The sequence below is a fragment of the Paraburkholderia sp. PGU19 genome, from assembly GCF_013426915.1.
Lineage (GTDB): Bacteria > Pseudomonadota > Gammaproteobacteria > Burkholderiales > Burkholderiaceae > Paraburkholderia.
The window spans coordinates 2,071,698-2,091,151 of the sequence record NZ_AP023180.1; the positions used below are offsets into that span (position 1 = coordinate 2,071,698).

A 19,454-nucleotide genomic window follows, 5' to 3' on the forward strand; every position below is an offset into this window, starting at 1 on the left:
GCGCAAACGGCGACGTTCGTTCGACAGTGGAGAAGCTTCATGACAGACGACAAGCGCGGCCCAGACGACATCGATCCTGATCTGCTCGAAGTGGCGCGCGAAATATTCGACGCAGCCCGGCGCGGCGAAGCGAACATGCTGGCTGCCGTCATCGAGAAAGGCGCGCCGCCCAATCTGCGCAACGAGAAAGGCGACAGCCTCGTGATGCTCGCCGCCTATCACGGCCATGCGGACGCCGTGCGCGTGCTGCTCGAACGCGGCGCGGACCCGAATCTGCGCAACGACAACGGACAGACGCCTCTAGCGGGCGCGGCCTTCAAGGGCTTCAAGGATGTCGTGCAGACGCTGCTCGCGCATGGCGCGGATGTCGAAGGCGCGTCGCCCGACGGACGCACGGCGCTGATGATCGCCGCAATGTTCAATCGCACGGAGATGGTCGAGTTGCTGCTCGCGCATGGCGCGAATCCCAACGCGCGCGATGCGAACGGCGTGTCGGCGGCGGACGCCGCAAGCCGCATGGGCGCGCCCGAAACGGCCGCGCTGCTCGCGAAGAAGGCGGGCGCATGAAGCTGGAAGGCAAGACAGTCGCCGTCGTCGCACCGGCGGGCGTGCCCGACATGCAGCACGTCGAGCAAAGCATCGCATTGCTCGAAAGCTGGGGCCTGCGCGTGCAGGTCGGCGCGCATGTGCGCGACCGCTATCGCTATCACGCGGGCAAGCATGAAGACCGCGCCGCTGATCTGCATCGCGCGTTGACCGATCCTTCCGTCGATATCGTCTGGGTGGCGCGCGGCGGCTACGGCAGCATTTATACGCTGCATGCGCTGCCCGATGCCGTGCCGTGCGCGAAAACGCTCGTGGGTTTTTCCGACGCAACTGCACTGTTCGGCGCGCTGCATGGCACGCCGAACGTACGCGTGATTCACGGCCCGACGTTGAACGGGCTCGCGACCAAACTCGACGACGCTTCGCGCGCAAGCATGCTCGCCGAGTTGCACGAAGAGCGCGCCGCGCCCGTGCCATTGCAGCTTTTGTATGGCTCGGATGCGCGTCGTGTCGAAGGGCATCTTGCGGGCGGCAACATTACCGTGCTCGCGAGTCTCGCGGGCACGCAGTGGCAGGCGCGCTGCGACGGCGCGATCGTGCTGCTCGAAGACGTGACCGAGCTTGCCTATCGGATCGATCGCAGTGTCATGCAGTTGCGCGAAGCGGGCGTGTTCGACGGCGCGCGCGCTTTCGTGCTCGGCGATTTCATCCGCTGTCCGCTGCCTGAAAATGCGGACTTCACGTTGCACGATATGATGGTCGATCTGTTGAAGCCGTACGGCGTGCCGATTTACGCCGGCTTTCCGATCGGCCACGGTTCGCGCAATCACGCGTGGACGTATGGCGCGCCGGCGGCGCTCGAAGGCGATCAACTGGTGCGTTAGCGCGTCAGTTGTGCGACGACGCGCTGAACGGTGTCGATGCCGGGCGCGTCTTTGCTCAGCGCGTCACGCGCGCACCACGGATATGGCAAGCGACTCGCCCAACGCAATATGCTTTCGGCGAATTCTGCGGGCAATGTCGACATCTCTTCGATCGTGATGTGCAGCCGCGTCACTCGCGACGATGCCGCATCCCCCTCCACTCGTAGCGGCCATAACCGACGCGCGCCGCGCCCGTCGCCTTTTCCGTCATGCAGACAAGCCAGTCGCACGAGAACTCGCTTTGGTTGGCGGCGGGCATCGCGCCGACGCAAAACGTGTACACGTTCTCGTACTTCAACGCGAAGTCGCTCACCAGCACGGACGCGATCGCATCGCGCCCGTGCGTTTCTTGCGGAAACGCGATGGCGGCCGTTTTCACGGTCATTGCCAAAGACGCATCGTGCGCGAAGGCATCCGTCAACAGATGCGGACGGTTGCCGTCCTTCGCCAATATGTAGGATTCGATCGAGCCTTTGAGTTCAGTCATCTGTCAGAGCGTGTCAGCGTAACGAGCCAATCAGTCTAAGCGCTTCACGTCGCTGCATTCCGCTTGCCCTTGATGCCGGACGGGCTTCTGCCGTTTTCACGCATGCGGCGCGCATTCTTTGCACAACATGACGAAACTGCGTTGCGCGCGATGCGCTTTGCGTTCGACAATGCCTCTTCCGTGCGCGATTCCCCACTTGCGCCCGCATCCCACAGTTCGAACACGCGCCCTCGATGAACTCCCGCTTCGCCAGTCTCACGCGCATTCATTCTTTCATGCCGCTAGCCGGTGCGACGCTGATGCTGGGCATCGCGATGTCGTTCACCGCGCCGTATCTGTCGTTGTTTGGCGTCGAGCAGACGGGCATGTCGCCGTTGCAGCTCGGTCTGTTCATGACGTTGATTGCGGCGAGCGGTGTCGTCGCAAGCGCGTGGGCGGGTAAATGGTCGGATAAGCATGGGCATCACCGCGCGCTGTTACTTGCGGCATTGATCGCGGCCTCGCTCGGCTTTCTGCTGCTTTGTTTCGTGCGCAACTATCTGGCGCTGCTCGTGATCGGCGTGGCGTTTCTCGGCGCAGGGGGCTCGGCGATGTCGCTGGTGTTCTCGTTCGGTCGCGCGGCGCTGCCCGTGCACGACGAAGCAGAGCGCTCGTTCGCGCTGGCGACGTTGCGCACGGTGCTGTCGATGGCGTGGGTGTTCGGGCCTTCCGTCGGTGCGCTGGTGCTGGCGGGCGCGGGCTTTTACGGGCTCTTTCTGTTCGCGGCCGCATGTTTCGCCACATGCGGCGCGATCGTGTGGCGCATGCGCGAATCGCCCGCTGGCGATCCGCACAGCACGCCGGCGCACTATGCGGGCGACCCGGCCTCGTCGCTCGAAGTGACGACCGTCACCGAACCTGCCGAACCGCCGCCGCCCTCACCGCCTCATGCGCCCGGCACGCAGCGGCAGATCTGGCGTTCCGTCGTCGCGCTGACGCTGATCGGCCTCGCCGCAAACGCGACGATGATCGTGCTGCCGCTCTACGTCGTACATGGCCTGAAAGGCACGCGGCTCGATGTGTCGATCATGCTCGGGCTCGGCGCGTTCCTCGAAATTCCGATGATGCTCGCGCTCGGCGCACGCGGCGCGACGCTCAACAAGCTGAACTGGCTCGCGGCATGCGCAGCCGTGCATGTGGTGTATTTCATTGCAGTCGCGGCAGCGGGCACGGTCAACGTGCTGATCCCCATGCAGGCTTTCAATGCATTCGTCGTCGCCGTCACGTCATGTCTTGGCATGACGTATATGCAGGACCTGATTCCGCGCTCGCCAGGCGCGGCGACGGCGCTGTTCTTCAACGCTTCGCGGGTTGGGTCGATTCTGTCGGGTGTGTTGTCGGGGGTGCTGATCGCGGGTCTTGGTTATCGTGGGACGTTTCTCGTCTGTGGATGCCTCGCGCTTGGGGCGCTGATTCTGTTCGCCGATCCGCCGTGGAAGCGTATTGCGCTGCGGGTGCGGGATGCGTGGGAGGACTGGCGGCATCCAGCTCAGTGACGGAGGGAACGCTGTGCATCGCGGTGCGATATCCCACCATCCTGACCGGCACGCAAGATCGCGCGCGACGAACGCGTCTTGTCTTTTCCGCAAGCCGCTATTATCGAAATTCGATCCAAAGGAGAGCACTGATGAGCCGGCCGGATTTCATCAAACACTGGACTGAACTCGAACAACCGGACGCGCATTCCTATCCCGGCGATACCGAGCCAATGGCGCTGGACGCGCCGCTTTCCGCCGCACTCGGCATTCATCACATAAGGCTTCTGCCTGGCCGAAGGACGTCGTATCCACATGCCGAAAGTACCGAGCAGGAGTTCGTGTACGTGCTCGAAGGCAAGCCCGACGTATGGATCGACGGCGCGCTTCATCCCATTGCTGAAGGCGATTCCGTCGCGTTTCCTGCGGGCACGGGCATCTGCCATACCTTCATCAACAATACGAAGGAGGACGTCAGGCTGATGGTGATCGGCGAACGTCCGCGCGACGATAACCGTATTCGTTATCCGCTCAACGAAGCGCATGAACTTACCCGCGCGGATCGCTGGGTGGACTGGCCGACCAGACCGCTCGGCGACCATGACGGCAGGCCGGACTGAGTCTGACGCAAAGGGCTGCCAGACCGGCGGCCGCCACATACAAGCCCTCCGACTCCCGAAAACCCTCACCTCCAACCGCCCACGCCCCCACCGGGCACACCCACCCGATGACAAGTAGAATCGGGTGGAGCCCACTGCGGTGAGGTCCGGCAGGACGCACAGGCTCAGCAGTCGACCCATACCAGGGATACCAGCACGAAAGCCCGGCACGCAGCGTCCCAGCGCGCACGCGCGCCCTTTCCGCCGCAAGGAGATCTCATGAAGGTGCTCGCTGTTCACCCCAGTGGCCTGATGTACACGCGCGTATATCTGCGCCTCGAGCCGCTCGGACTCGAAACGGTCGCCGCCGTGATACACGAAGCCGGCCACGATATCCGCCTGATCGACCTGCAGGTCGAATCCCATCGCGCGCTGCACAATCTCGTCCGGACGTGGCGGCCCGACGTGGTCTGTTTCTCGGCCAACTATCTCGCCAATATCCCCGAAATCATCGATCTGTCGAAGGCGATCAAGGCGCAACTGCCGGGCTGCTTCGTGTTCGTCGGCGGACATAGCGCGTCGTTCACCGCGCGCGACATGCTGAAACACGCGGAAGGTGCGCTCGATTGCATCCTCAAAGGCGAAGGCGAAGCGAAGGTCGTCGAGCTGCTCACTGCCGTTGCGCGCAAGGGCGAGCTATTGCGTATTCCGGGCGTCGTCACGCCCGAAGGCGAAGGGCCGCCGCCCGGCTTCACCGAAAGCCTCGACCAGATTCGCCCCGCGCGCGATCTGCTGCCGCACCGGCGCAAGTACTTCATCGGCGTGCTCGATCCGTGCGCGTCGATCGAGTTCGCGCGTGGCTGTCCGTGGGACTGTACGTTCTGCAGCGCATGGACGTTCTATGGACGCAGCTATCGTTCGCGCAGCCCCGAAGTCATTGCCGACGAACTGGCGTCGATTCGCGAGCCGGGCGTGTTCATCGTCGACGACGTCGCCTTCGTGCATGCCGATCACGGCATGGCGATCGGACGCGAAGTGGCGCGGCGCGGCATCCGCAAGAAGTATTACCTCGAGACGCGCGGCGACGTGCTGTTGCGCAACAAGGAAGTGTTCGAGTATTGGCGCACGCTCGGTCTGCAATACATGTTCATCGGACTCGAAGCCGTCGACGCCGAAGGGTTGAAGGCGTTTCGCAAACGCATCGACGTCGACAAGAACTTCGAGGCGCTCGCGTTCGCGCGCTCGCTCGGCATCACGGTCGCGATCAATCTGATCGCGGATCCCGACTGGGATCACGAGCGCTTTGAAACGATCCGGCAATGGTGCCTGGAGATTCCAGAGATCGTGAACATCAGCGTGACGACGCCGTATCCGGGCACGGAAATCTGGTTGCGCGAACAACGGCGACTGACGAGCCTCGACTATCGGCTCTACGACATCCAGCATGCCGTGCTGCCGACGAAGCTGCCGCTAGCCGAGTTCTACGCGGAACTGGTACGCACGCAACAGGTGCTCAACCGCAAGCATCTCGGCTGGGGCGCGTTGTATCGCGCGGCGGGCGAAGCGGCTTCGCTGCTGATGCGCGGACAGACCAACTTTGTGCGGATGCTGTGGCGCTTCAATTCGGTATTCAATCCGAATCTGCAATTGAGCGATCACGCGCGCGAAGTGCGCTACGAGATGACGCCGCCGCCCGCGCAGTTGCCCGAAGAGAGCAACGTCAAGGTGCTGTATGTGCACGGCCCGGCGGGACGCAAAGGCCGCAAGATCGACGACGCAACCGAGAAATTCGTCGATCAGACCCGTATGGGTACGGGCTGATCGCAACGGGGCGCGCCTTGCCCGCACGGTCAGAACGGCTCTTTAAAAGGACGCAGATCGATTTCGTGCGTCCATGCGGACGGATGCTGGAGATGGATCTGCCAGTACGCTTCGGCAATGGCGTCGACATTCAGCAGTCCGTTTTCGCCACGCTCGGCGGCAGCTTGCGGACGCGAGGTATGCAGGCGCTCGCCGTCGATGCCGCCGTCGATCACCACATGCGCGACATGCAGCCCGAGCGGCCCGAACTCGCGCGCCATGCTTTGCGCGACCATCCGCAGTCCGGCTTTGGCCGCGGCAAAATGCGCGAAGCCGGGCTTGCCGCGCAGGCTCGCCGATGCGCCCGTGAAGATCACCGAGCCACGGCCGAGCGGCACGAGACGCCGTGCCGCTTCGCGACCCACCAGAAAGCCGCCGACCGGCCCGGAGCGCAAAAAGTCCTGCATTTGCGCTTCCGTCAGGTCGCGAAACGGAACGTGCCGGTTGTTGCCGACGTTATAGATGACGAGCGAAGGCACATCGATAGCATCGGGCGGCGACATCGCCCGGTCGAAAAGACGCATGATGTCCGCTTCCGACGTGCCGTCCATCGCGAACGATTCGGCCGATCCGCCGTGGCTCGCGATGCCGTTCGTCACGATGTCGAGTTTGGCCTGCGTGCGGCCCGCGACATACACGTGATACCCGTTCGCGGCGATCTTCCTGCACAGCGCCGCGCCCAGTCCGAGTTCGGCGCCGACGCCGATCACCAGTGCGCTGTTTCGCTTCATCGTGTGTCTCCGTTGTCGTCTCGCGCATGCAGCGCGGGAATCGTCGCGTGATTATAGGCAGCGGATGCGGGCGGCTGCCCGTGAACTGCACGCTCGCGTGTCCGCGAAGGTGACAAAAATCATTGAGCGCCGCCTGAATCTTCGTCAATCTCATGTTCGCTCGATGCCGTCACACGCCTGTTCACGTGGAATGAAAGGGTCAGCTCGCAAGGCCCTCATACGCGGCACGACGCGACGCGAACAGCGACGCCTCTCGCTGCCTTGCACCGCACACGCTGACACTCTGGCCTTTCGACTGTATCGACGCAAACCGTGAGCGGACTGCGCGCCACCGCGCACCGTATTGCCCTCGCCTTTAGACATTGCATGAAAACCATCACGCGTCTCTACCGCTACCGGATTGCCGGCATACTGTTCGCCAGCGTCGCCGTACTGATTGCGCTCGCAAGTTGCGGCCTGGCGGTGCTCTCCAGACTCGACGCGTACACGAACACGCTGTATCGGGGGAACATGCTTCCCATCGCGCAATTGAACGAACTCCGCGCGGCCTCGCTCGATGCGCGCCGCGAGTTCTGGAAGGCGATCCAGTTTCGCGAACCTGTGAGAACGGCCGCGTCGCTGAGCGTGGTCGAAGCAGACGAGGTGCGTATCGAGAAGGCATGGGCGGTGTATTACCCGCAAGGCGTCAGCGACGCGCGGGAAGCATTACTCGCCGACAAGATCGCGAACGGGTTGCCGACGTTCCGCGCGATTCTCCGAAAAGCTGTCACGTTGCTCGAACAGGGCGATCACGCGGCGGCGGCGAAATGGTTCGACGACAACATCGAGTTCCTCAACGGTTTCGATGTGCTGATGGGCAAGTGCATCGACATAAACACGTTGCAGGCGGCGGAGCTTGCAGGCAAAAGCGAATCCATCTTTCGCACGATGTTCTGGGCGACATTCGCGTGTATCGTGATCTGCGTGGCGGGCGCAGTCAGCGTGTCGATCTGGCTGGTGCGCCAGCGCGACGACGCATTGAGCGAATCGCGCTATCACTCGTGGCTGGCCAATCGCGTGTTCGACCTGACGCGCGACGGCGTAATGATCACTGACTCGCACGGCAACATCGAGCGGGTCAATCCTGCCTTCACGCGGGTCACTGGCTACACGCAACCGGAAGTGCTGGGGCGCAATCCAAGGCTGCTGAGTTCGGGCCGTCAGTCGCCCGAGTTCTATCGCGCTTTCTGGCGAAGCCTGAAGGAAACAGGTCAATGGCATGGTGAAGTGTGGAACCGCAAGAAGAGCGGCGACATCTATCTGGAGGCGCTGTCCATTGCAGGCGTGCAAGGACGCGACGGCGGATACACACATTACGTCGCGATTCTCAGCGACATCACGCAACGCCATCAGCACGAGCAGCGTCTGCGCAACCTCGCCACGCACGACGTGCTGACAGGACTGCCCAACCGCGTGCTGCTCAATGAGCGTCTGAAGCACGCCATCTCCCGCGCGAAACGTCATGGAATGCATATCGCCGTCATGTTCATCGATCTCGATGGCTTCAAGCAGGTCAACGACACGCGTGGTCATGCCGTCGGCGACGACGTGTTGAAAGCCGTCGCCGAGCGGCTCGTGCACAGCATCCGAGAAAGCGATACGGTTGCGCGTCTTGGCGGCGATGAGTTCGTCGTCGTTCTCGAAGAGGTGAGTGGCATGCGGCAGATCGAACCCGTGGCGCGGTCCGTGCTCAATGCAGTCGGCCGGCCGATCGCGCTTTGCAGCGACGTGGTGAGCGTCACGCCAAGCATCGGCATCAGCCTGTATCCCGATGACGCTGCCAACGCGGAACAACTGCTTCTGCGGGCCGACCGCGCGATGTATGTCGCGAAGAATATGGGCAAGAACAACCTCTGCTTTTTCTCGACCCTCGAAGCGGCCAGCCAACCCCAGCCGGAGATAACCGCGACGGCCTGGTGCCGTTCAGTGCAAGGACCTCACGGTTCAGGATTGTCGAGATCCGACTGCACGACGGTTTCGCCGTGACGTTGCGCGGCTTCGCGCGCCTGGTCGCCGTCGGAAAATGGACCGATGTCGGGCGCGCCCGTGAACGGAAACAGCAACCGGCCATCCGTCTTGCGCACGACCTTCAACTGACCCATGTACGACCCTTCCGTTGTGCGGCGATAGGTGGCGTAGATCTGATAGTCGTTCGTCGACTCGGGTTTCGAGGCCACAGCATTGCGCGCTTTCGGGAAAATCATCCGTGGCCTTGTCATCTTGTAACTCCCCTGCTGTGGATGCCGGACTCGGCGCTTTCGCCGGCATACCGGTTGAAATGACGCATTCTTTTGCGCAGTGAATGCGCACGAATGCGCGACGGTTCATACCAACGCGGCAAAAATTGCCGCTGTCGCGACGCCCGCTGTCGAAACGGTATTCACGAGATGCTCCTGTACTCGACGTCCTTGCATTCCCTTTCAGCAAGCGACGTACCGCTTTTCGGCCGACGCTTCACGAGCGCGATACGCGGCACGTCGGGCCGCACGCGCGATGTGCGAGGCGCTCGTCGGGAACGCCGCATGCTCGAATACACGAGCCACGGCGCAATGCCATGCGTCTTTGCAATGGGAAAGGAGAGCGACATGCCACTCAAGCGAGGCACATCGAAGGAAACCATCGGGCACAACATCAAGGCCGAAAAGAAGGCGGGCAAATCGCAGAAGCAATCTGTCGCCATCGCGCTGAATCAGGCGCGCAAGTCAGGCGCAAAGATTCCGAAGAAGCACAGCTAGATATCCGATGTGACGCTGCGTGGACGGATCGATCCGTCCACGCAGCGCCTGCCTGAAGTTCGTCCGCACTGGCTAGTGCGCGCGCTCCTCGTCATATTCGGGACGCACGCCGCGCGGCAGCCACGGTTCCTTGTGCTTGCACCAGAGTTCATAGGCGGGCTCGAACAGTCCCGTCTCGTCAAAGGCGCCAAGCGGTAAAGCGATTTCATCGCGATCGGCGTACATCATGAACGCCACCGATCCGCACAGCGGACAAAAATGACGCCGGCCCTGTTCCGAGCTTCGCCATTCGCGCGTGTTGCCCGTCAACGTGACGGCGCTGCCGTCGAATATCGCGTAAGAGCCGAAGGCCGACCCGTGCACCTGCCGGCATGTCATGCAATGACACATCCCGACGCGCATCGGCGGACCGCTCGCGCGAAAACGCACGGCGCCGCACGCGCACCCGCCTTCATACGTTTTTTGCTGGTTCATCGCTCACCTCCTCCAGACTGATTCTCGTTGACACGCAGGGAACATACCAACGACGAGGACACGAAATCCCGGACGCAACGCCTATACTTTCTCGATAACGGCTTGGCGGCTTGTTGACGCCACGGCACGTCGCGAACCCATTCTCCATCGAGCACCATGAGCGACGGTATCGAAAGTGCCCGCCGGGCGGGCGTACTGCGCACGGACGATCTGAAGGACCGGCCGGCGCGCGCATCCGATCATGCCGCCGAAGTCCGCACGCTCGTCACCGTCGCAGGCGCGCAAACGGGACGCCGCGACACCTTGCTGCAAGCCATCGCCGATGCCGCGCTCGGCGCGTGCCGCGCAGGCAGCGCGGGCATCAGCCTGCTTGAAACGACGAGCGAAGGCGCAGCCGTCTTCCGCTGGCGCGCGGTCGCCGGCGCGTGCGCGGCGTTCGAAGGCAAAACCACGGCGTGGGCCGAATGTCCGTGCGGGATGACGCTCGAACTCGGCGCGCCGCAGCTGTTCGTCGAGCCGCACACCTTCTTCAAGAGCCTGCGCGATGCGGGCGCGGTCATCACGGAAGGCATCATCACGCCGATTCCGATTCGTTGCCCGGCGTCGAAGCCGCTCGGCGCGATCTGGGTCGCGTCACACGATGCACATCGTTTCGATCGCGAAGACGTGCGCCTGCTCGACAATCTTGCCGTGCTTGCGGGCGCGGCGCTCACGCTGCTCGACGCGCAACAGGCCGCCGAAGCGGAAACCGAGGCCGCGCAACAGGCGCGGCGCGCACTCGAAGACGCAGCGCACCGGCGCGACGAATTCATCGCGATGCTCGGCCATGAACTGCGCAATCCGATGGCGCCCATCGATAGTTCCATTGCCGCGCTCAAGGTGCTCTGCGCGGGCCAGGAGCAGGCCAACGATGTCCTCGCCATCGCGCAGCGTCAGATGCGCCAACTGCGCACGCTCGTCGACGATCTGCTCGATGCCGCGCGCCTGCGGCACGGCAAGCTCGCGATCAAGTACAGCCGCACGTCGCTGAATGAAATTGTGTACGACGCGATCACGGCACTCAAGCATCACATCGACGCACGCAAGCATCGCCTCGTCATCGAAGGGCTCGATCAGCCTGTTTATGTGCGCGCCGATCATGTACGCCTGAGCCAGGTGGTCGGCAACCTGCTGTCGAATGCGGCGAAATACACGCCTGCGGGCGGCACGCTGCAACTGCGCGTGCAAATGGACACGGGCAGCGCAGCCGATGAGGCAGCGAACAGCGGCATGGTGTCGATCGTCATCGAGGACAACGGCGTCGGCATGAGTCCCGACGCGCTCGAGCATGTATTCGAACTGTTCGCGCAGTCGCCATCGAGCGTGCGCCGCTCGGAAGGCGGACTCGGCATCGGGCTCGCGGTCGCGAAGCGGCTCATCGAACTGCATGACGGCACCATTACGCTCGACAGCCAGGGCGTCGGGCTTGGCACGCGCGTCGTGCTGCGGCTGCCGATACTCGACCGTGAGACGCGCATCGCGCCCGATGCAACCGCGGCGGCGGCCGCGGCGAGCGCCGAGCCGAGCCGCATCCTGCTCGTCGACGACAACGCCGACGCGCTCGACGCGCTGCATCTGCTGCTCGAACTCGAAGGTCATGATGTGATGGTCGCGCGCAGCGGCCGCGATGCGTTGAAGGTCGCGGCGCAGGCGTTGCCCGAAGTGGGCATCATCGATATCGGCATGCCGGAGATGGACGGTTTCGAAGTGGCGCGGGCCATCCGCTCGAACCAGGCGCTGGCGCACATGTTCCTGATCGCGCTGACGGGCTACTCCTCCGAATCCGACAAGTCGCGCGCGCTCGCGGCGGGCTTCGACTATCACCTGACCAAGCCTGTTTCGATGGAACGGCTCGCCGACGTGCTGTCGCATCGCGACGGCCGGAACATCAGCGGTCTTGTCTGACGTTAATCGTGCTTGCGCTAAAGGTGAGCCGGGACGTGCGCATCGACGTCACTTTGCAGAGGTCCCGCAAACTCTCACCATTGATCGATCCGCACTCATCACGGCATCTTTGGCGATGCCCGCAAAGCCTTATCCATCAAGGGCTTGAACTTTGTGGCGGTGCACGTTCCGACGGCGTTTCGCTCACTCCCGTAAGTTCTCACCTTAACGCCATGCGGCGCGCTTGCGGCTGTCTTCTGTTCGCAGACCCAGGTAACGAACTGCGCTTCCACTTGCTTGTCCACGGCCATGCAATTCTGTTTGGTCGTCGTGCTAAATCGTTGATTTACCAGGGTTCTGCATTCGCCGATCATGTCTTCCGTCAACTGCGTTCATCTTCTGCCGGAGCACAACATGTCCATGCAAGCCCTCGTTCTCAGCCAGTACAAAGGTCCCCTCGTAGCGACCACGATGCCCATTCCCGAACCGGCACGCGGCGAGGTGCTCGTGCGGATCAGCGCAAGCGGCCTCAATCCGCTCGACACGAAGATTCGCGCGGGCAGCGCCGCGCATGCGCGTCATCCATTGCCGCTTGTGCTCGGCATCGATCTCGCGGGCGTGGTCGTTGCGCTCGGCGCGGACGTGACGCGCTTCAAGATCGGCGACGAGGTCTATGGGATGACGGGCGGCGTCGGCGGCATTCAGGGTTCGCTCGCGCAATACGCGGCCGTCGACGCGCAACTGCTCGCACACAAGCCGTCCAATCTGTCGATGCGCGAAGCCGCCGCGTTGCCGCTCGCGTTCATCACGTCGTATGCGGGAATCGTCGACCGCGCGCACTTGCAGGCGGGTCAAACCGTGCTCGTGCAGGGCGGTGCGGGCGGTGTCGGGCACGTGTCGGTGCAGTTGGCGCGCGCGCTCGGCGCACAGGTCTTCGCGACGGCGAGCGCGCGCGATCAGGATCTCGTCGCGCGATTCGGCGCGACGCCGATCGACTACGCGGCGCGCACGGTCGAACAGTATGTTGATGAACTGACCGCGGGCGAAGGCTTCGATCTCGTCGTCGATACGGTTGGCGGCGCAACGCTCGATGCATCGTTCGCGGCCGTCAAGCATTTCGGGCATGTGGTGAGCGCGCTCGGCTGGGGCACGCATGCGCTCGCGCCGCTATCGTTCCGCGAGGCCACGTATTCAGGTGTGTTCACGCTGCATCCGTTGCTCACCGATCAACATCGCGCGCATCACGGCGAGATGCTCGCCGAGGCGACGCGTCTTGCCGAACAGGGCAAGCTCACGCCGTATCTCGATCCGCGTCACTTCGATCTCGGATCGGCCGAACGCGCGTACGACGCGATCACGGAGCGCACCGCACGCGGCAAGATCGTGGTTGAAATCGAATGACGGTGGCGAGTCGGCTCACACGTTTGCGAGCCGTTCGATCACGACATCGAGCAACGCGCGCAGACGTGCGAGACGTTTCAGGTCGCGATGGTAGCCCAGCCAAACGTCGCGGCCCGGCGGCGCTTCGCCCAGATCGATGCGCCGCAGGCCCGGCGTGTTGTCGCCGAGCGGACACGGCAGCACCGCAAAGCCGCCGCCTTCGGCGCACATGCGCGCCTGCACGCCGCGATTGTTGCTTGCGTAGGCGATGTGCGCATTCGGTAGCATCTGCCGGATCCACGCGACGTCAGGCAACTCGCCAAACGCGGTATCCATGGTGATAAGCGACTGGCCTGCGCCATCACCGCGAGCGGGCGCGACGAGATCGATGCGCCCATAGAGCGCGTAATCCATGTGCATCAGCTTGCGCTGGATGACATCGGGTTCGTCGAACGGCGTGATGCGGAACACCAGATCGGCTTCGCGGCGCGCGAGGTTGTAGCGGCGCGAATCGGTGATCAGTTCGATCGACATCTGCGGATGGCGCGCAAGAAAGCCGGCGAACACCGGCGTCAGCACATGGATGCCGTACCAGTCCGAAGACGAAACACGCAGTGCGCCCGTTAGTTGCTGCTCGTTGCCCGCAAGCGAACGCATGAACGCGTGCGCTTCTTCTTCCATGCGCTCGGCGTAGGTCAGCACGGCGTGACCTTCGTCAGTGAGCACGAAGCCTTCAGCCGTGCGCTGAAAGAGCGTGTGGCCGACGGCTTCTTCGAGCGCGCGCAGACGCCTGCCCATGGTCGGCTGAGTCTGACCAAGCTGGCGCGCGGCCGCGCCCAGCGTGCCGCAGCGCGCGACGGCAAGGAAGATCCGCACGTCGCTCCAGTCCAGTTTCGAATCGTTCATAGACGCCTTCAGCCACATGCGACAGGTCGCGTTGCCTGCGATTATGAACGGCGTCGGCGAGCTTGCGGTGATCGTCGTGCTCGCTGGTTTGGCACAGTTGCATCGTGAAGGTGAGAGGTTTCAGGAGCACGTCGGGCTGATATCCGGCATCCCGCAAAACCTCACCTTTGATCAGCGCATGCTCGATGCAAGGCCATCTGTTTGAATGCCGCGCGTGCTTTTCAAGCCTTTATATCGGGGTTTTAGCGCGTCAGGTGATGCAACGACGGCGTCGCCTGTTCACCGCACGCATGACTCCCGAAAACCCTCACCCGTCACGACGAGTGAACCGATCTCAGAACTTCACCTTCACCTGAAACCCGATGGTGAACGGGAGGTTATCCGAAGGAATAGGCGGAATCAGAATGAAGTTCGCGCCGACGCGCTTGTATTCGACCATCACGATAGGCGCGGCCACGGGACCAATCGTATGATCGTGGCCAAGTCCCCAGTTGCCGTAGTTGTAGCCGGAGATGATGCCGCCTATCACGGCAAGGCGAATGAAGCCCCAGTGCACGAACTCGGGCGCCCACACACCGCCGCCGTACCACGATGGACGACTCAACGAATTGCGAAAGCCGCCCGCCGTGAGCGCCCATTGCCCGTTGAGCCAGCACTCGACGCCAAGGCCGGGGTTGAACTGCTCGAAGTGAGTGCCCGGGTCCGGGTTGATGTGATATGAGCCGAGCATCGCATCGACCCACACGCCGCCGCTGCACCAGTCGGCCGCCTGCGCGCCCGACGCTCCCATCAAACCGATGCCTGCCACCGCTGCCGCCGCGCATGCTCGACGAATCTTGTTCTTGATCTTTCCAAACGGCATGTGCTCTCCGCAACCGGTCGCGCGCCGGCGTCTGAATGTCGCGATTAGTGTCGAATTGCTCTCCAGTCGCGCACTCTACCCCACAAATCTTGCAGTGAGATGGAGTGTGCGCTCGGAACGACAATACGCGCGCAGACGTCGACGATAGCGGACAAACGGTTACCGTCCGGTGAACGCGCCGCGCGCAGGTTCACCGTCGATATGGCTGCGGATTACAGGCCCAGCTCTGTCAGCCCCGGATGATCGTCCGGACGGCGGCCCAGCGGCCAGCGATACAACCGCTCTTCTTCACGGATCGGCTTGTCGTTGATACTCGCGTGGCGATACGCCATCAGTCCGTTCTCGTCGAATTCCCAGTTCTCGTTGCCGTACGAACGGAACCAGTTGCCCGAATCGTCGTGCCACTCGTAGGCGAAGCGCACGGCGATGCGGTTATCAGTGAAGGCCCACAGTTCCTTGATCAGCCGGTAGTCGAGTTCCCGCGCCCACTTGCGCTGCAAGAACGCGACGATTTCCGGACGTCCTGTGGGGAAATCCGCACGATTGCGCCATTTGCTATCCGACGTGTAAGCCAGCGACACGCGCTCGGGCTCGCGCGTATTCCATGCATCTTCAGCGGCGCGCACTTTCTGGATGGCCGTCTCGCGCGTGAACGGCGGGACGGGAGGACGTCTTTCGATATCGGCCATGATGGTTCCTCGTTGAACTGCGTCAGGTGGACGCTCGCCCGTTGGACGAGCGGGTGCTTGCACGGTTGGAGTCGAGCAGATGCCCGGCTGCGGCGCGCGCGTCGAGCGCGGCATCGGCGTCGCCGCTCACGAGCGCGACGCCGATCGCGCCGTCGATCAGGATCAGCCACTGCCGCGACAGCCGCGCCGCGCGCCGGCTATCGCCGCCCGTCGATGCGACGTATTCGTCGCATTGCGTGCGCACGAACTCGAGCAGGCGCTCCTTGTGTTCGCGCGCGACGACGCGAATCGGATCGTCAGGCGATGCGATCTCGCCCGCGGCGTTGAGAAACGCGCAGCCATGAAAGTCTTCTGATACGAACCATTCGCGCAATACGTCGAACATGGCGAGCATGCGCGCGCGCGGATGCTTGCCACGGCGCAGCGTGCCTTCGATGAACCATTTCATCCAGCGTTCGTCGCGCCGCTCGAGCGCGGCCGCCACCAACGCATCTTTCGATTCGAAATGCGTGTAGAAGCTTTTGCGCGCGGTGCCCGATTGCCGGACGATCGCATCGACGCCCGTTGCGTGAATGCCGCCCGCGTAAATCAGTGCTTCCGCGGCGTCGAGCAGCCGCTCGCGCGCGCTGCCAGTCGTGTCGTCGAGATTAGCCATGCGCGAAGGGTAGAACGATCATTCTCCTTCGTCAAGTATTGGCTCGCTTCGCATTCACTGTCACTTCGGCGTGGCATGCATTATCGTGTTGGAGAATCGTTTCAAAAGGATGAGTGTCATGAGCATCATTTTTTGCCGCGCCGTGTCAGCAATCGCGGTGACGGCGGCGCTGGTCGCATGTACGCCGTTGCAGGTCGTCACGCATACGGTCACGCAAACGGAAGCGCGTGTGCCCGTCGGCCAGTACAAGCTCGATCCGCATCACACGAGCGTCACGTTCAATGTCGATCACTTCAAGTACACGCGCTTCACGATGCGCTTCGATCGCGTGGCGGGGGAGATCGACTGGAAGGAAGGCGGGCTCGACAAGAGCCAGGTCGCGGTGACGATCGACGCGGCGAGCATCGACACGAATGTCCCGCAACTGGACAAGATGGTGAAGGGAACGGATATGCTCGATGCGGAGCGCAATCCGCAGATCCGCTTTGTCAGCACGCGCTTCGAGCGCACGGGCGACGCACGCGGCAAGCTGACGGGCGATCTGACGATACGCGGCGTGACGCAGCCGGTGACGCTCGATGTGACGTTCAATGGCTACGGCGTCGACCCGCTGACAAAAGCCGATACGCTCGGCTTTTCAGCGGACGGCCAGTTCAGCCGTTCGAAGTTCGGGCTGACGACGTGGTATCCCGCCGTGGGCGACGATATTCACGTCATCATTCAGACAGAGGCTGAGCGGCCGCGTGCTGCGAGTTGATTCTATTTGTACGCGCGCGGCGCGACGCGGTCAGACGGTCCAGTCGAGAATCACCTTGCCGCTTTCACCTGACAACATGGTCGCGAACGCCTGTTCGTAATCGTCGACAGCGAAGCGGTGCGTGAGAATCGGCGAGAGATCCAGTCCGCTTTGCAGCATCGCAACCATCTTGTACCAGGTCTCGAACATCTCGCGGCCATAAATGCCCTTGATTTCGAGGCCCTTGAAGATGACCTGGGTCCAGTCGATCGCCGTCTGCGCGGGCGGAATGCCGAGCAACGCGATCTTGCCGCCGTGGTTCATCGCTTCGAGCATTGACGTGAACGCGCTCGGCACGCCCGACATTTCGAGGCCCACGTCGAAGCCTTCCGTCATGTGCAGATCGCTCATCACGTCGCGCAGCGACTCGCGTGACACATTCACCGCGCGCGTCGCGCCCATCTTGCGCGCAAGCTCCAGGCGGTAATCGTTGACGTCGGTAATCACGACGTTGCGCGCGCCCACGTGCTTCGCAATCGCGACCGCCATGATGCCGATCGGTCCCGCGCCCGTGATCAGTACGTCTTCGCCAACCAGATTGAACGACAGCGCCGTGTGCGTCGCGTTGCCGAACGGATCGAAAATCGCGGCGAGATCGTCGGAGATTTCGGGCGGAATCTTGAACGCGTTGAACGCGGGAATCACGAGATATTCCGCAAATGCGCCTTCGCGATTCACCCCAACGCCAACCGTATTGCGGCACAGATGACGACGTCCCGCGCGACAGTTGCGACAGAATCCGCACGTGATATGCCCTTCGCCCGACACGCGGTCGCCAATCGAAAAGCCGCGCACTTCCTGGCCCATTTCGACGATTTCGCCAACGTATTCATGACCGACGTGCATCGGCACAGGAATGGTTTTCTGCGCCCAGTCGTCCCACTTCCAGATATGGATGTCGGTGCCGCAAATGGCCGTGCGCGTGATGCGGATCATCACGTCGTTGTGGCCCACTTCGGGTTTCTTCACACGGGTCAACGTGAGGCCCGGTGCGCGTTCGAGTTTTGCCAGTGCTTTCATTGCTAGTGATGCCCCGTTTCAAATCACGCCAAGCGAACGGCCGACGCGTGCGAATGCATCGACGGCCCGATCGATCTGTTCCGCCGTGTGTGCGGCGCTCATCTGCGTGCGAATGCGCGCGCGGCCTTTCGGCACGACGGGATACGAAAAGCCGATCACGTACACGCCTTCCTTGAGCAGCGCGTCGGCCATGTTCGATGCAAGCTGCGCATCGCCGAGCATCACGGGAATGATGGGATGTTCGCCTGGCACAAGCGTGAAGCCGTGCGCGCTCATCGCCTGACGGAAATGCGCGCCGTTTGCGCGTACGCGTTCGCGCAACTGCTTGCCTTCGTCGCTGGCGAGCAGTTCGAGGACCTTCAGCGATGCGGCGGCGATACTCGGCGTCAGCGTGTTCGAGAACAGATAGGGACGCGAGCGCTGCCGCAACAGATCGACGATCTCCTGGCGTGCCGCGATGTAGCCGCCCGATGCGCCACCCAGTGCCTTGCCCAGCGTACCCGTGATGATGTCGACGCGTTCGAGCACACCGCAATGCTCGGGCGTGCCGCGTCCGTGTTCGCCGATAAAGCCGACGGCGTGCGAGTCGTCGACCATCACGAGCGCGCCGTAGCGGTCCGCGAGATCGCAGATGCCCGCGAGATCGGCAATGATGCCGTCCATCGAAAACACGCCATCCGTCGCGATCAGCTTGAAGCGCGCGCCGGCTGCATCGGCTTCGCGCAGCTTCGCTTCGAGATCGGCGAGATCGTTGTTCTTGTAGCGGTAACGCTTCGCTTTCGACAGACGCACGCCGTCGATGATGCTCGCGTGATTCAGTTCGTCGCTGATGATGGCGTCGTTATCGTCGAGCAGCGTTTCGAACAGGCCGCCGTTTGCATCGAAGCAGCTCGAGTAAAGGATGCAGTCGTCCGTCTTCAGGAACGCGGACAGCGCGCGTTCGAGTTCCTTGTGCACGGTCTGCGTGCCACAGATGAAACGCACCGACGCCATGCCGAAGCCGTCCTGATCGAGGCCGTCTTTCGCGGCGGCGATCAGGCGCGCGTCGTTGGCGAGGCCGAGATAGTTGTTCGCGCAGAAGTTCAGCACGTCGGCGCCGCTCTCGAGACGAATATCGGACGATTGCTGGCTCGCGATCACGCGCTCGGTCTTGTGGAAACCATCGGCGCGAATCTGGTCGAGCGTGCTGCGCAGATGCGCGAGAAATGGGTCACGCATGAAACGGCTCCTTGAATGGGCGGCTTTGCAGCGCACCATGCGGCGCGGCGGCCTGTTATAGTCGGCTTCAGTTTTATCGGAAATTTTCGTTTTTTCG

Annotated in this window: 21 protein-coding genes; 11 read left to right on the forward strand and 10 right to left on the reverse strand. The window is 62.8% G+C overall.

The genetic code is table 11. The annotated features are described in order from the left end of the window. Window positions 1-39 precede the first annotated feature (39 nt). Window positions 40-567 carry an ankyrin repeat domain-containing protein gene (locus tag H1204_RS26910; RefSeq protein ID WP_180731542.1) on the forward strand — a complete coding sequence of 176 codons (528 nt, stop codon included), beginning with the start codon at window positions 40-42 and terminating at the stop codon, window positions 565-567. Beyond that, on the forward strand, window positions 564-1,430 hold the full coding sequence (locus H1204_RS26915; RefSeq protein WP_180731543.1) for an LD-carboxypeptidase: 867 nt from the start codon (window positions 564-566) through the stop codon (window positions 1,428-1,430). Before H1204_RS26910 ends, H1204_RS26915 begins: the two co-directional genes overlap by 4 nt. A 169-nt stretch (window positions 1,431-1,599) precedes the next feature. Here H1204_RS26915 and H1204_RS26920 read toward each other — a convergent pair whose 3' ends face one another. After that, a complete protein-coding gene (locus H1204_RS26920; RefSeq protein ID WP_243468682.1) occupies window positions 1,600-1,956 on the reverse strand; it encodes a hypothetical protein in 357 nt (118 codons plus the stop codon). A gap of 233 nt (window positions 1,957-2,189) precedes the next feature. On the opposite strand from H1204_RS26920, the gene H1204_RS26925 reads away from it, so the two are divergent. From H1204_RS26925 to hpnR, 3 genes are all read left to right on the forward strand, one after another. Beyond that, window positions 2,190-3,491 (forward strand): sugar efflux transporter, encoded by a 1,302-nt coding sequence (locus H1204_RS26925; RefSeq protein WP_180731544.1) that lies wholly within the window; start codon window positions 2,190-2,192, stop codon window positions 3,489-3,491. Window positions 3,492-3,622: 131 nt separating this feature from the next. Next, window positions 3,623-4,090: a cupin domain-containing protein gene (locus tag H1204_RS26930; RefSeq protein WP_180731545.1), complete on the forward strand. Its 468-nt coding sequence runs from the start codon at window positions 3,623-3,625 to the stop codon at window positions 4,088-4,090. Between the two features lie 258 nt (window positions 4,091-4,348). Beyond that, complete coding sequence (hpnR, locus tag H1204_RS26935; protein WP_180731546.1) at window positions 4,349-5,890, forward strand: hopanoid C-3 methylase HpnR; 1,542 nt, start codon at window positions 4,349-4,351, stop codon at window positions 5,888-5,890. Between the two features lie 29 nt (window positions 5,891-5,919). Here hpnR and H1204_RS26940 read toward each other — a convergent pair whose 3' ends face one another. Continuing rightward, window positions 5,920-6,660: an SDR family NAD(P)-dependent oxidoreductase gene (locus tag H1204_RS26940; RefSeq protein ID WP_180731547.1), complete on the reverse strand. Its 741-nt coding sequence runs from the start codon at window positions 6,658-6,660 to the stop codon at window positions 5,920-5,922. A gap of 366 nt (window positions 6,661-7,026) precedes the next feature. Between H1204_RS26940 and H1204_RS26945 the strand changes: the two genes are divergently transcribed. Continuing rightward, window positions 7,027-8,685 carry a diguanylate cyclase gene (locus H1204_RS26945; protein WP_243468683.1) on the forward strand — a complete coding sequence of 553 codons (1,659 nt, stop codon included), beginning with the start codon at window positions 7,027-7,029 and terminating at the stop codon, window positions 8,683-8,685. Here H1204_RS26945 and H1204_RS26950 read toward each other — a convergent pair. After that, window positions 8,637-8,918 (reverse strand): DUF6723 family protein, encoded by a 282-nt coding sequence (locus H1204_RS26950; protein WP_180731548.1) that lies wholly within the window; start codon window positions 8,916-8,918, stop codon window positions 8,637-8,639. The genes H1204_RS26945 and H1204_RS26950 overlap by 49 nt on opposite strands. Window positions 8,919-9,284: 366 nt before the next feature. Between H1204_RS26950 and H1204_RS26955 the strand changes: the two genes are divergently transcribed. Next, entirely contained in the window at window positions 9,285-9,434 is a 150-nt protein-coding gene (locus H1204_RS26955) for a DUF6496 domain-containing protein (protein ID WP_167306517.1), read from the forward strand. Window positions 9,435-9,506: 72 nt separating this feature from the next. Here H1204_RS26955 and H1204_RS26960 read toward each other — a convergent pair whose 3' ends face one another. Further along, window positions 9,507-9,908: a GFA family protein gene (locus tag H1204_RS26960; RefSeq protein ID WP_180731549.1), complete on the reverse strand. Its 402-nt coding sequence runs from the start codon at window positions 9,906-9,908 to the stop codon at window positions 9,507-9,509. Between the two features lie 156 nt (window positions 9,909-10,064). Here H1204_RS26960 and H1204_RS26965 point away from each other — a divergent pair, with 156 nt between their 5' ends. Further along, window positions 10,065-11,852 carry an ATP-binding protein gene (locus H1204_RS26965; RefSeq protein WP_180731550.1) on the forward strand — a complete coding sequence of 596 codons (1,788 nt, stop codon included), beginning with the start codon at window positions 10,065-10,067 and terminating at the stop codon, window positions 11,850-11,852. 393 nt (window positions 11,853-12,245) lie between these two features. Then, window positions 12,246-13,232: a zinc-dependent alcohol dehydrogenase family protein gene (locus H1204_RS26970; RefSeq protein ID WP_180731551.1), complete on the forward strand. Its 987-nt coding sequence runs from the start codon at window positions 12,246-12,248 to the stop codon at window positions 13,230-13,232. Between the two features lie 15 nt (window positions 13,233-13,247). Here H1204_RS26970 and H1204_RS26975 read toward each other — a convergent pair whose 3' ends face one another. Next, window positions 13,248-14,117 carry a LysR family transcriptional regulator gene (locus H1204_RS26975; protein WP_054933261.1) on the reverse strand — a complete coding sequence of 290 codons (870 nt, stop codon included), beginning with the start codon at window positions 14,115-14,117 and terminating at the stop codon, window positions 13,248-13,250. 16 nt (window positions 14,118-14,133) lie between these two features. Here H1204_RS26975 and H1204_RS26980 point away from each other — a divergent pair, with 16 nt between their 5' ends. Continuing rightward, window positions 14,134-14,322, forward strand: coding sequence for a hypothetical protein (locus tag H1204_RS26980; RefSeq protein WP_180731552.1), 189 nt, complete (start codon window positions 14,134-14,136; stop codon window positions 14,320-14,322). A gap of 129 nt (window positions 14,323-14,451) precedes the next feature. On the opposite strand, the gene H1204_RS26985 is transcribed toward H1204_RS26980, so the two are convergent. From H1204_RS26985 to H1204_RS26995, 3 genes are all read right to left on the reverse strand, one after another. Beyond that, window positions 14,452-14,979: a hypothetical protein gene (locus H1204_RS26985; RefSeq protein WP_180731553.1), complete on the reverse strand. Its 528-nt coding sequence runs from the start codon at window positions 14,977-14,979 to the stop codon at window positions 14,452-14,454. Window positions 14,980-15,191: 212 nt separating this feature from the next. Beyond that, on the reverse strand, window positions 15,192-15,668 hold the full coding sequence (locus tag H1204_RS26990) for a nuclear transport factor 2 family protein (protein ID WP_180731554.1): 477 nt from the start codon (window positions 15,666-15,668) through the stop codon (window positions 15,192-15,194). A gap of 22 nt (window positions 15,669-15,690) precedes the next feature. Then, window positions 15,691-16,323, reverse strand: a complete 633-nt coding sequence (locus tag H1204_RS26995) for a TetR/AcrR family transcriptional regulator (RefSeq protein ID WP_180731555.1) — start codon at window positions 16,321-16,323, stop codon at window positions 15,691-15,693. A gap of 118 nt (window positions 16,324-16,441) precedes the next feature. On the opposite strand from H1204_RS26995, the gene H1204_RS27000 reads away from it, so the two are divergent. Then, window positions 16,442-17,080 carry a YceI family protein gene (locus tag H1204_RS27000; protein WP_243468684.1) on the forward strand — a complete coding sequence of 213 codons (639 nt, stop codon included), beginning with the start codon at window positions 16,442-16,444 and terminating at the stop codon, window positions 17,078-17,080. A 30-nt stretch (window positions 17,081-17,110) separates the two neighbouring features. On the opposite strand, the gene tdh is transcribed toward H1204_RS27000, so the two are convergent. Beyond that, window positions 17,111-18,139: an L-threonine 3-dehydrogenase gene (tdh, locus tag H1204_RS27005; protein WP_035998789.1), complete on the reverse strand. Its 1,029-nt coding sequence runs from the start codon at window positions 18,137-18,139 to the stop codon at window positions 17,111-17,113. Window positions 18,140-18,157: 18 nt separating this feature from the next. After that, window positions 18,158-19,357 (reverse strand): glycine C-acetyltransferase, encoded by a 1,200-nt coding sequence (locus H1204_RS27010; protein ID WP_180731557.1) that lies wholly within the window; start codon window positions 19,355-19,357, stop codon window positions 18,158-18,160. Between the last annotated feature and the right edge of the window lie 97 nt (window positions 19,358-19,454).

What these genes read in the sequence shown, in the direction of transcription:
- H1204_RS26965 (WP_180731550.1), top strand. Translation starts at nt 10,065, where the DNA reads ATGAGCGACGGTATCGAAAGTGCCCGCCGGGCGGGCGTACTGCGCACG.
- H1204_RS26995 (WP_180731555.1), bottom strand. Translation starts at nt 16,323, where the DNA reads ATGGCTAATCTCGACGACACGACTGGCAGCGCGCGCGAGCGGCTGCTC.
- H1204_RS26970 (WP_180731551.1), top strand. Translation starts at nt 12,246, where the DNA reads ATGTCCATGCAAGCCCTCGTTCTCAGCCAGTACAAAGGTCCCCTCGTA.
- H1204_RS26985 (WP_180731553.1), bottom strand. Translation starts at nt 14,979, where the DNA reads ATGCCGTTTGGAAAGATCAAGAACAAGATTCGTCGAGCATGCGCGGCG.
- H1204_RS26925 (WP_180731544.1), top strand. Translation starts at nt 2,190, where the DNA reads ATGAACTCCCGCTTCGCCAGTCTCACGCGCATTCATTCTTTCATGCCG.
- H1204_RS26950 (WP_180731548.1), bottom strand. Translation starts at nt 8,918, where the DNA reads ATGACAAGGCCACGGATGATTTTCCCGAAAGCGCGCAATGCTGTGGCC.
- H1204_RS26980 (WP_180731552.1), top strand. Translation starts at nt 14,134, where the DNA reads ATGCGACAGGTCGCGTTGCCTGCGATTATGAACGGCGTCGGCGAGCTT.
- H1204_RS26940 (WP_180731547.1), bottom strand. Translation starts at nt 6,660, where the DNA reads ATGAAGCGAAACAGCGCACTGGTGATCGGCGTCGGCGCCGAACTCGGA.
- H1204_RS26945 (WP_243468683.1), top strand. Translation starts at nt 7,027, where the DNA reads ATGAAAACCATCACGCGTCTCTACCGCTACCGGATTGCCGGCATACTG.
- H1204_RS26910 (WP_180731542.1), top strand. Translation starts at nt 40, where the DNA reads ATGACAGACGACAAGCGCGGCCCAGACGACATCGATCCTGATCTGCTC.
- H1204_RS26930 (WP_180731545.1), top strand. Translation starts at nt 3,623, where the DNA reads ATGAGCCGGCCGGATTTCATCAAACACTGGACTGAACTCGAACAACCG.
- H1204_RS27010 (WP_180731557.1), bottom strand. Translation starts at nt 19,357, where the DNA reads ATGCGTGACCCATTTCTCGCGCATCTGCGCAGCACGCTCGACCAGATT.
- H1204_RS26960 (WP_180731549.1), bottom strand. Translation starts at nt 9,908, where the DNA reads ATGAACCAGCAAAAAACGTATGAAGGCGGGTGCGCGTGCGGCGCCGTG.
- H1204_RS26955 (WP_167306517.1), top strand. Translation starts at nt 9,285, where the DNA reads ATGCCACTCAAGCGAGGCACATCGAAGGAAACCATCGGGCACAACATC.
- hpnR (WP_180731546.1), top strand. Translation starts at nt 4,349, where the DNA reads ATGAAGGTGCTCGCTGTTCACCCCAGTGGCCTGATGTACACGCGCGTA.
- H1204_RS26920 (WP_243468682.1), bottom strand. Translation starts at nt 1,956, where the DNA reads ATGACTGAACTCAAAGGCTCGATCGAATCCTACATATTGGCGAAGGAC.
- H1204_RS26990 (WP_180731554.1), bottom strand. Translation starts at nt 15,668, where the DNA reads ATGGCCGATATCGAAAGACGTCCTCCCGTCCCGCCGTTCACGCGCGAG.
- H1204_RS27000 (WP_243468684.1), top strand. Translation starts at nt 16,442, where the DNA reads ATGAGCATCATTTTTTGCCGCGCCGTGTCAGCAATCGCGGTGACGGCG.
- tdh (WP_035998789.1), bottom strand. Translation starts at nt 18,139, where the DNA reads ATGAAAGCACTGGCAAAACTCGAACGCGCACCGGGCCTCACGTTGACC.
- H1204_RS26975 (WP_054933261.1), bottom strand. Translation starts at nt 14,117, where the DNA reads ATGAACGATTCGAAACTGGACTGGAGCGACGTGCGGATCTTCCTTGCC.
- H1204_RS26915 (WP_180731543.1), top strand. Translation starts at nt 564, where the DNA reads ATGAAGCTGGAAGGCAAGACAGTCGCCGTCGTCGCACCGGCGGGCGTG.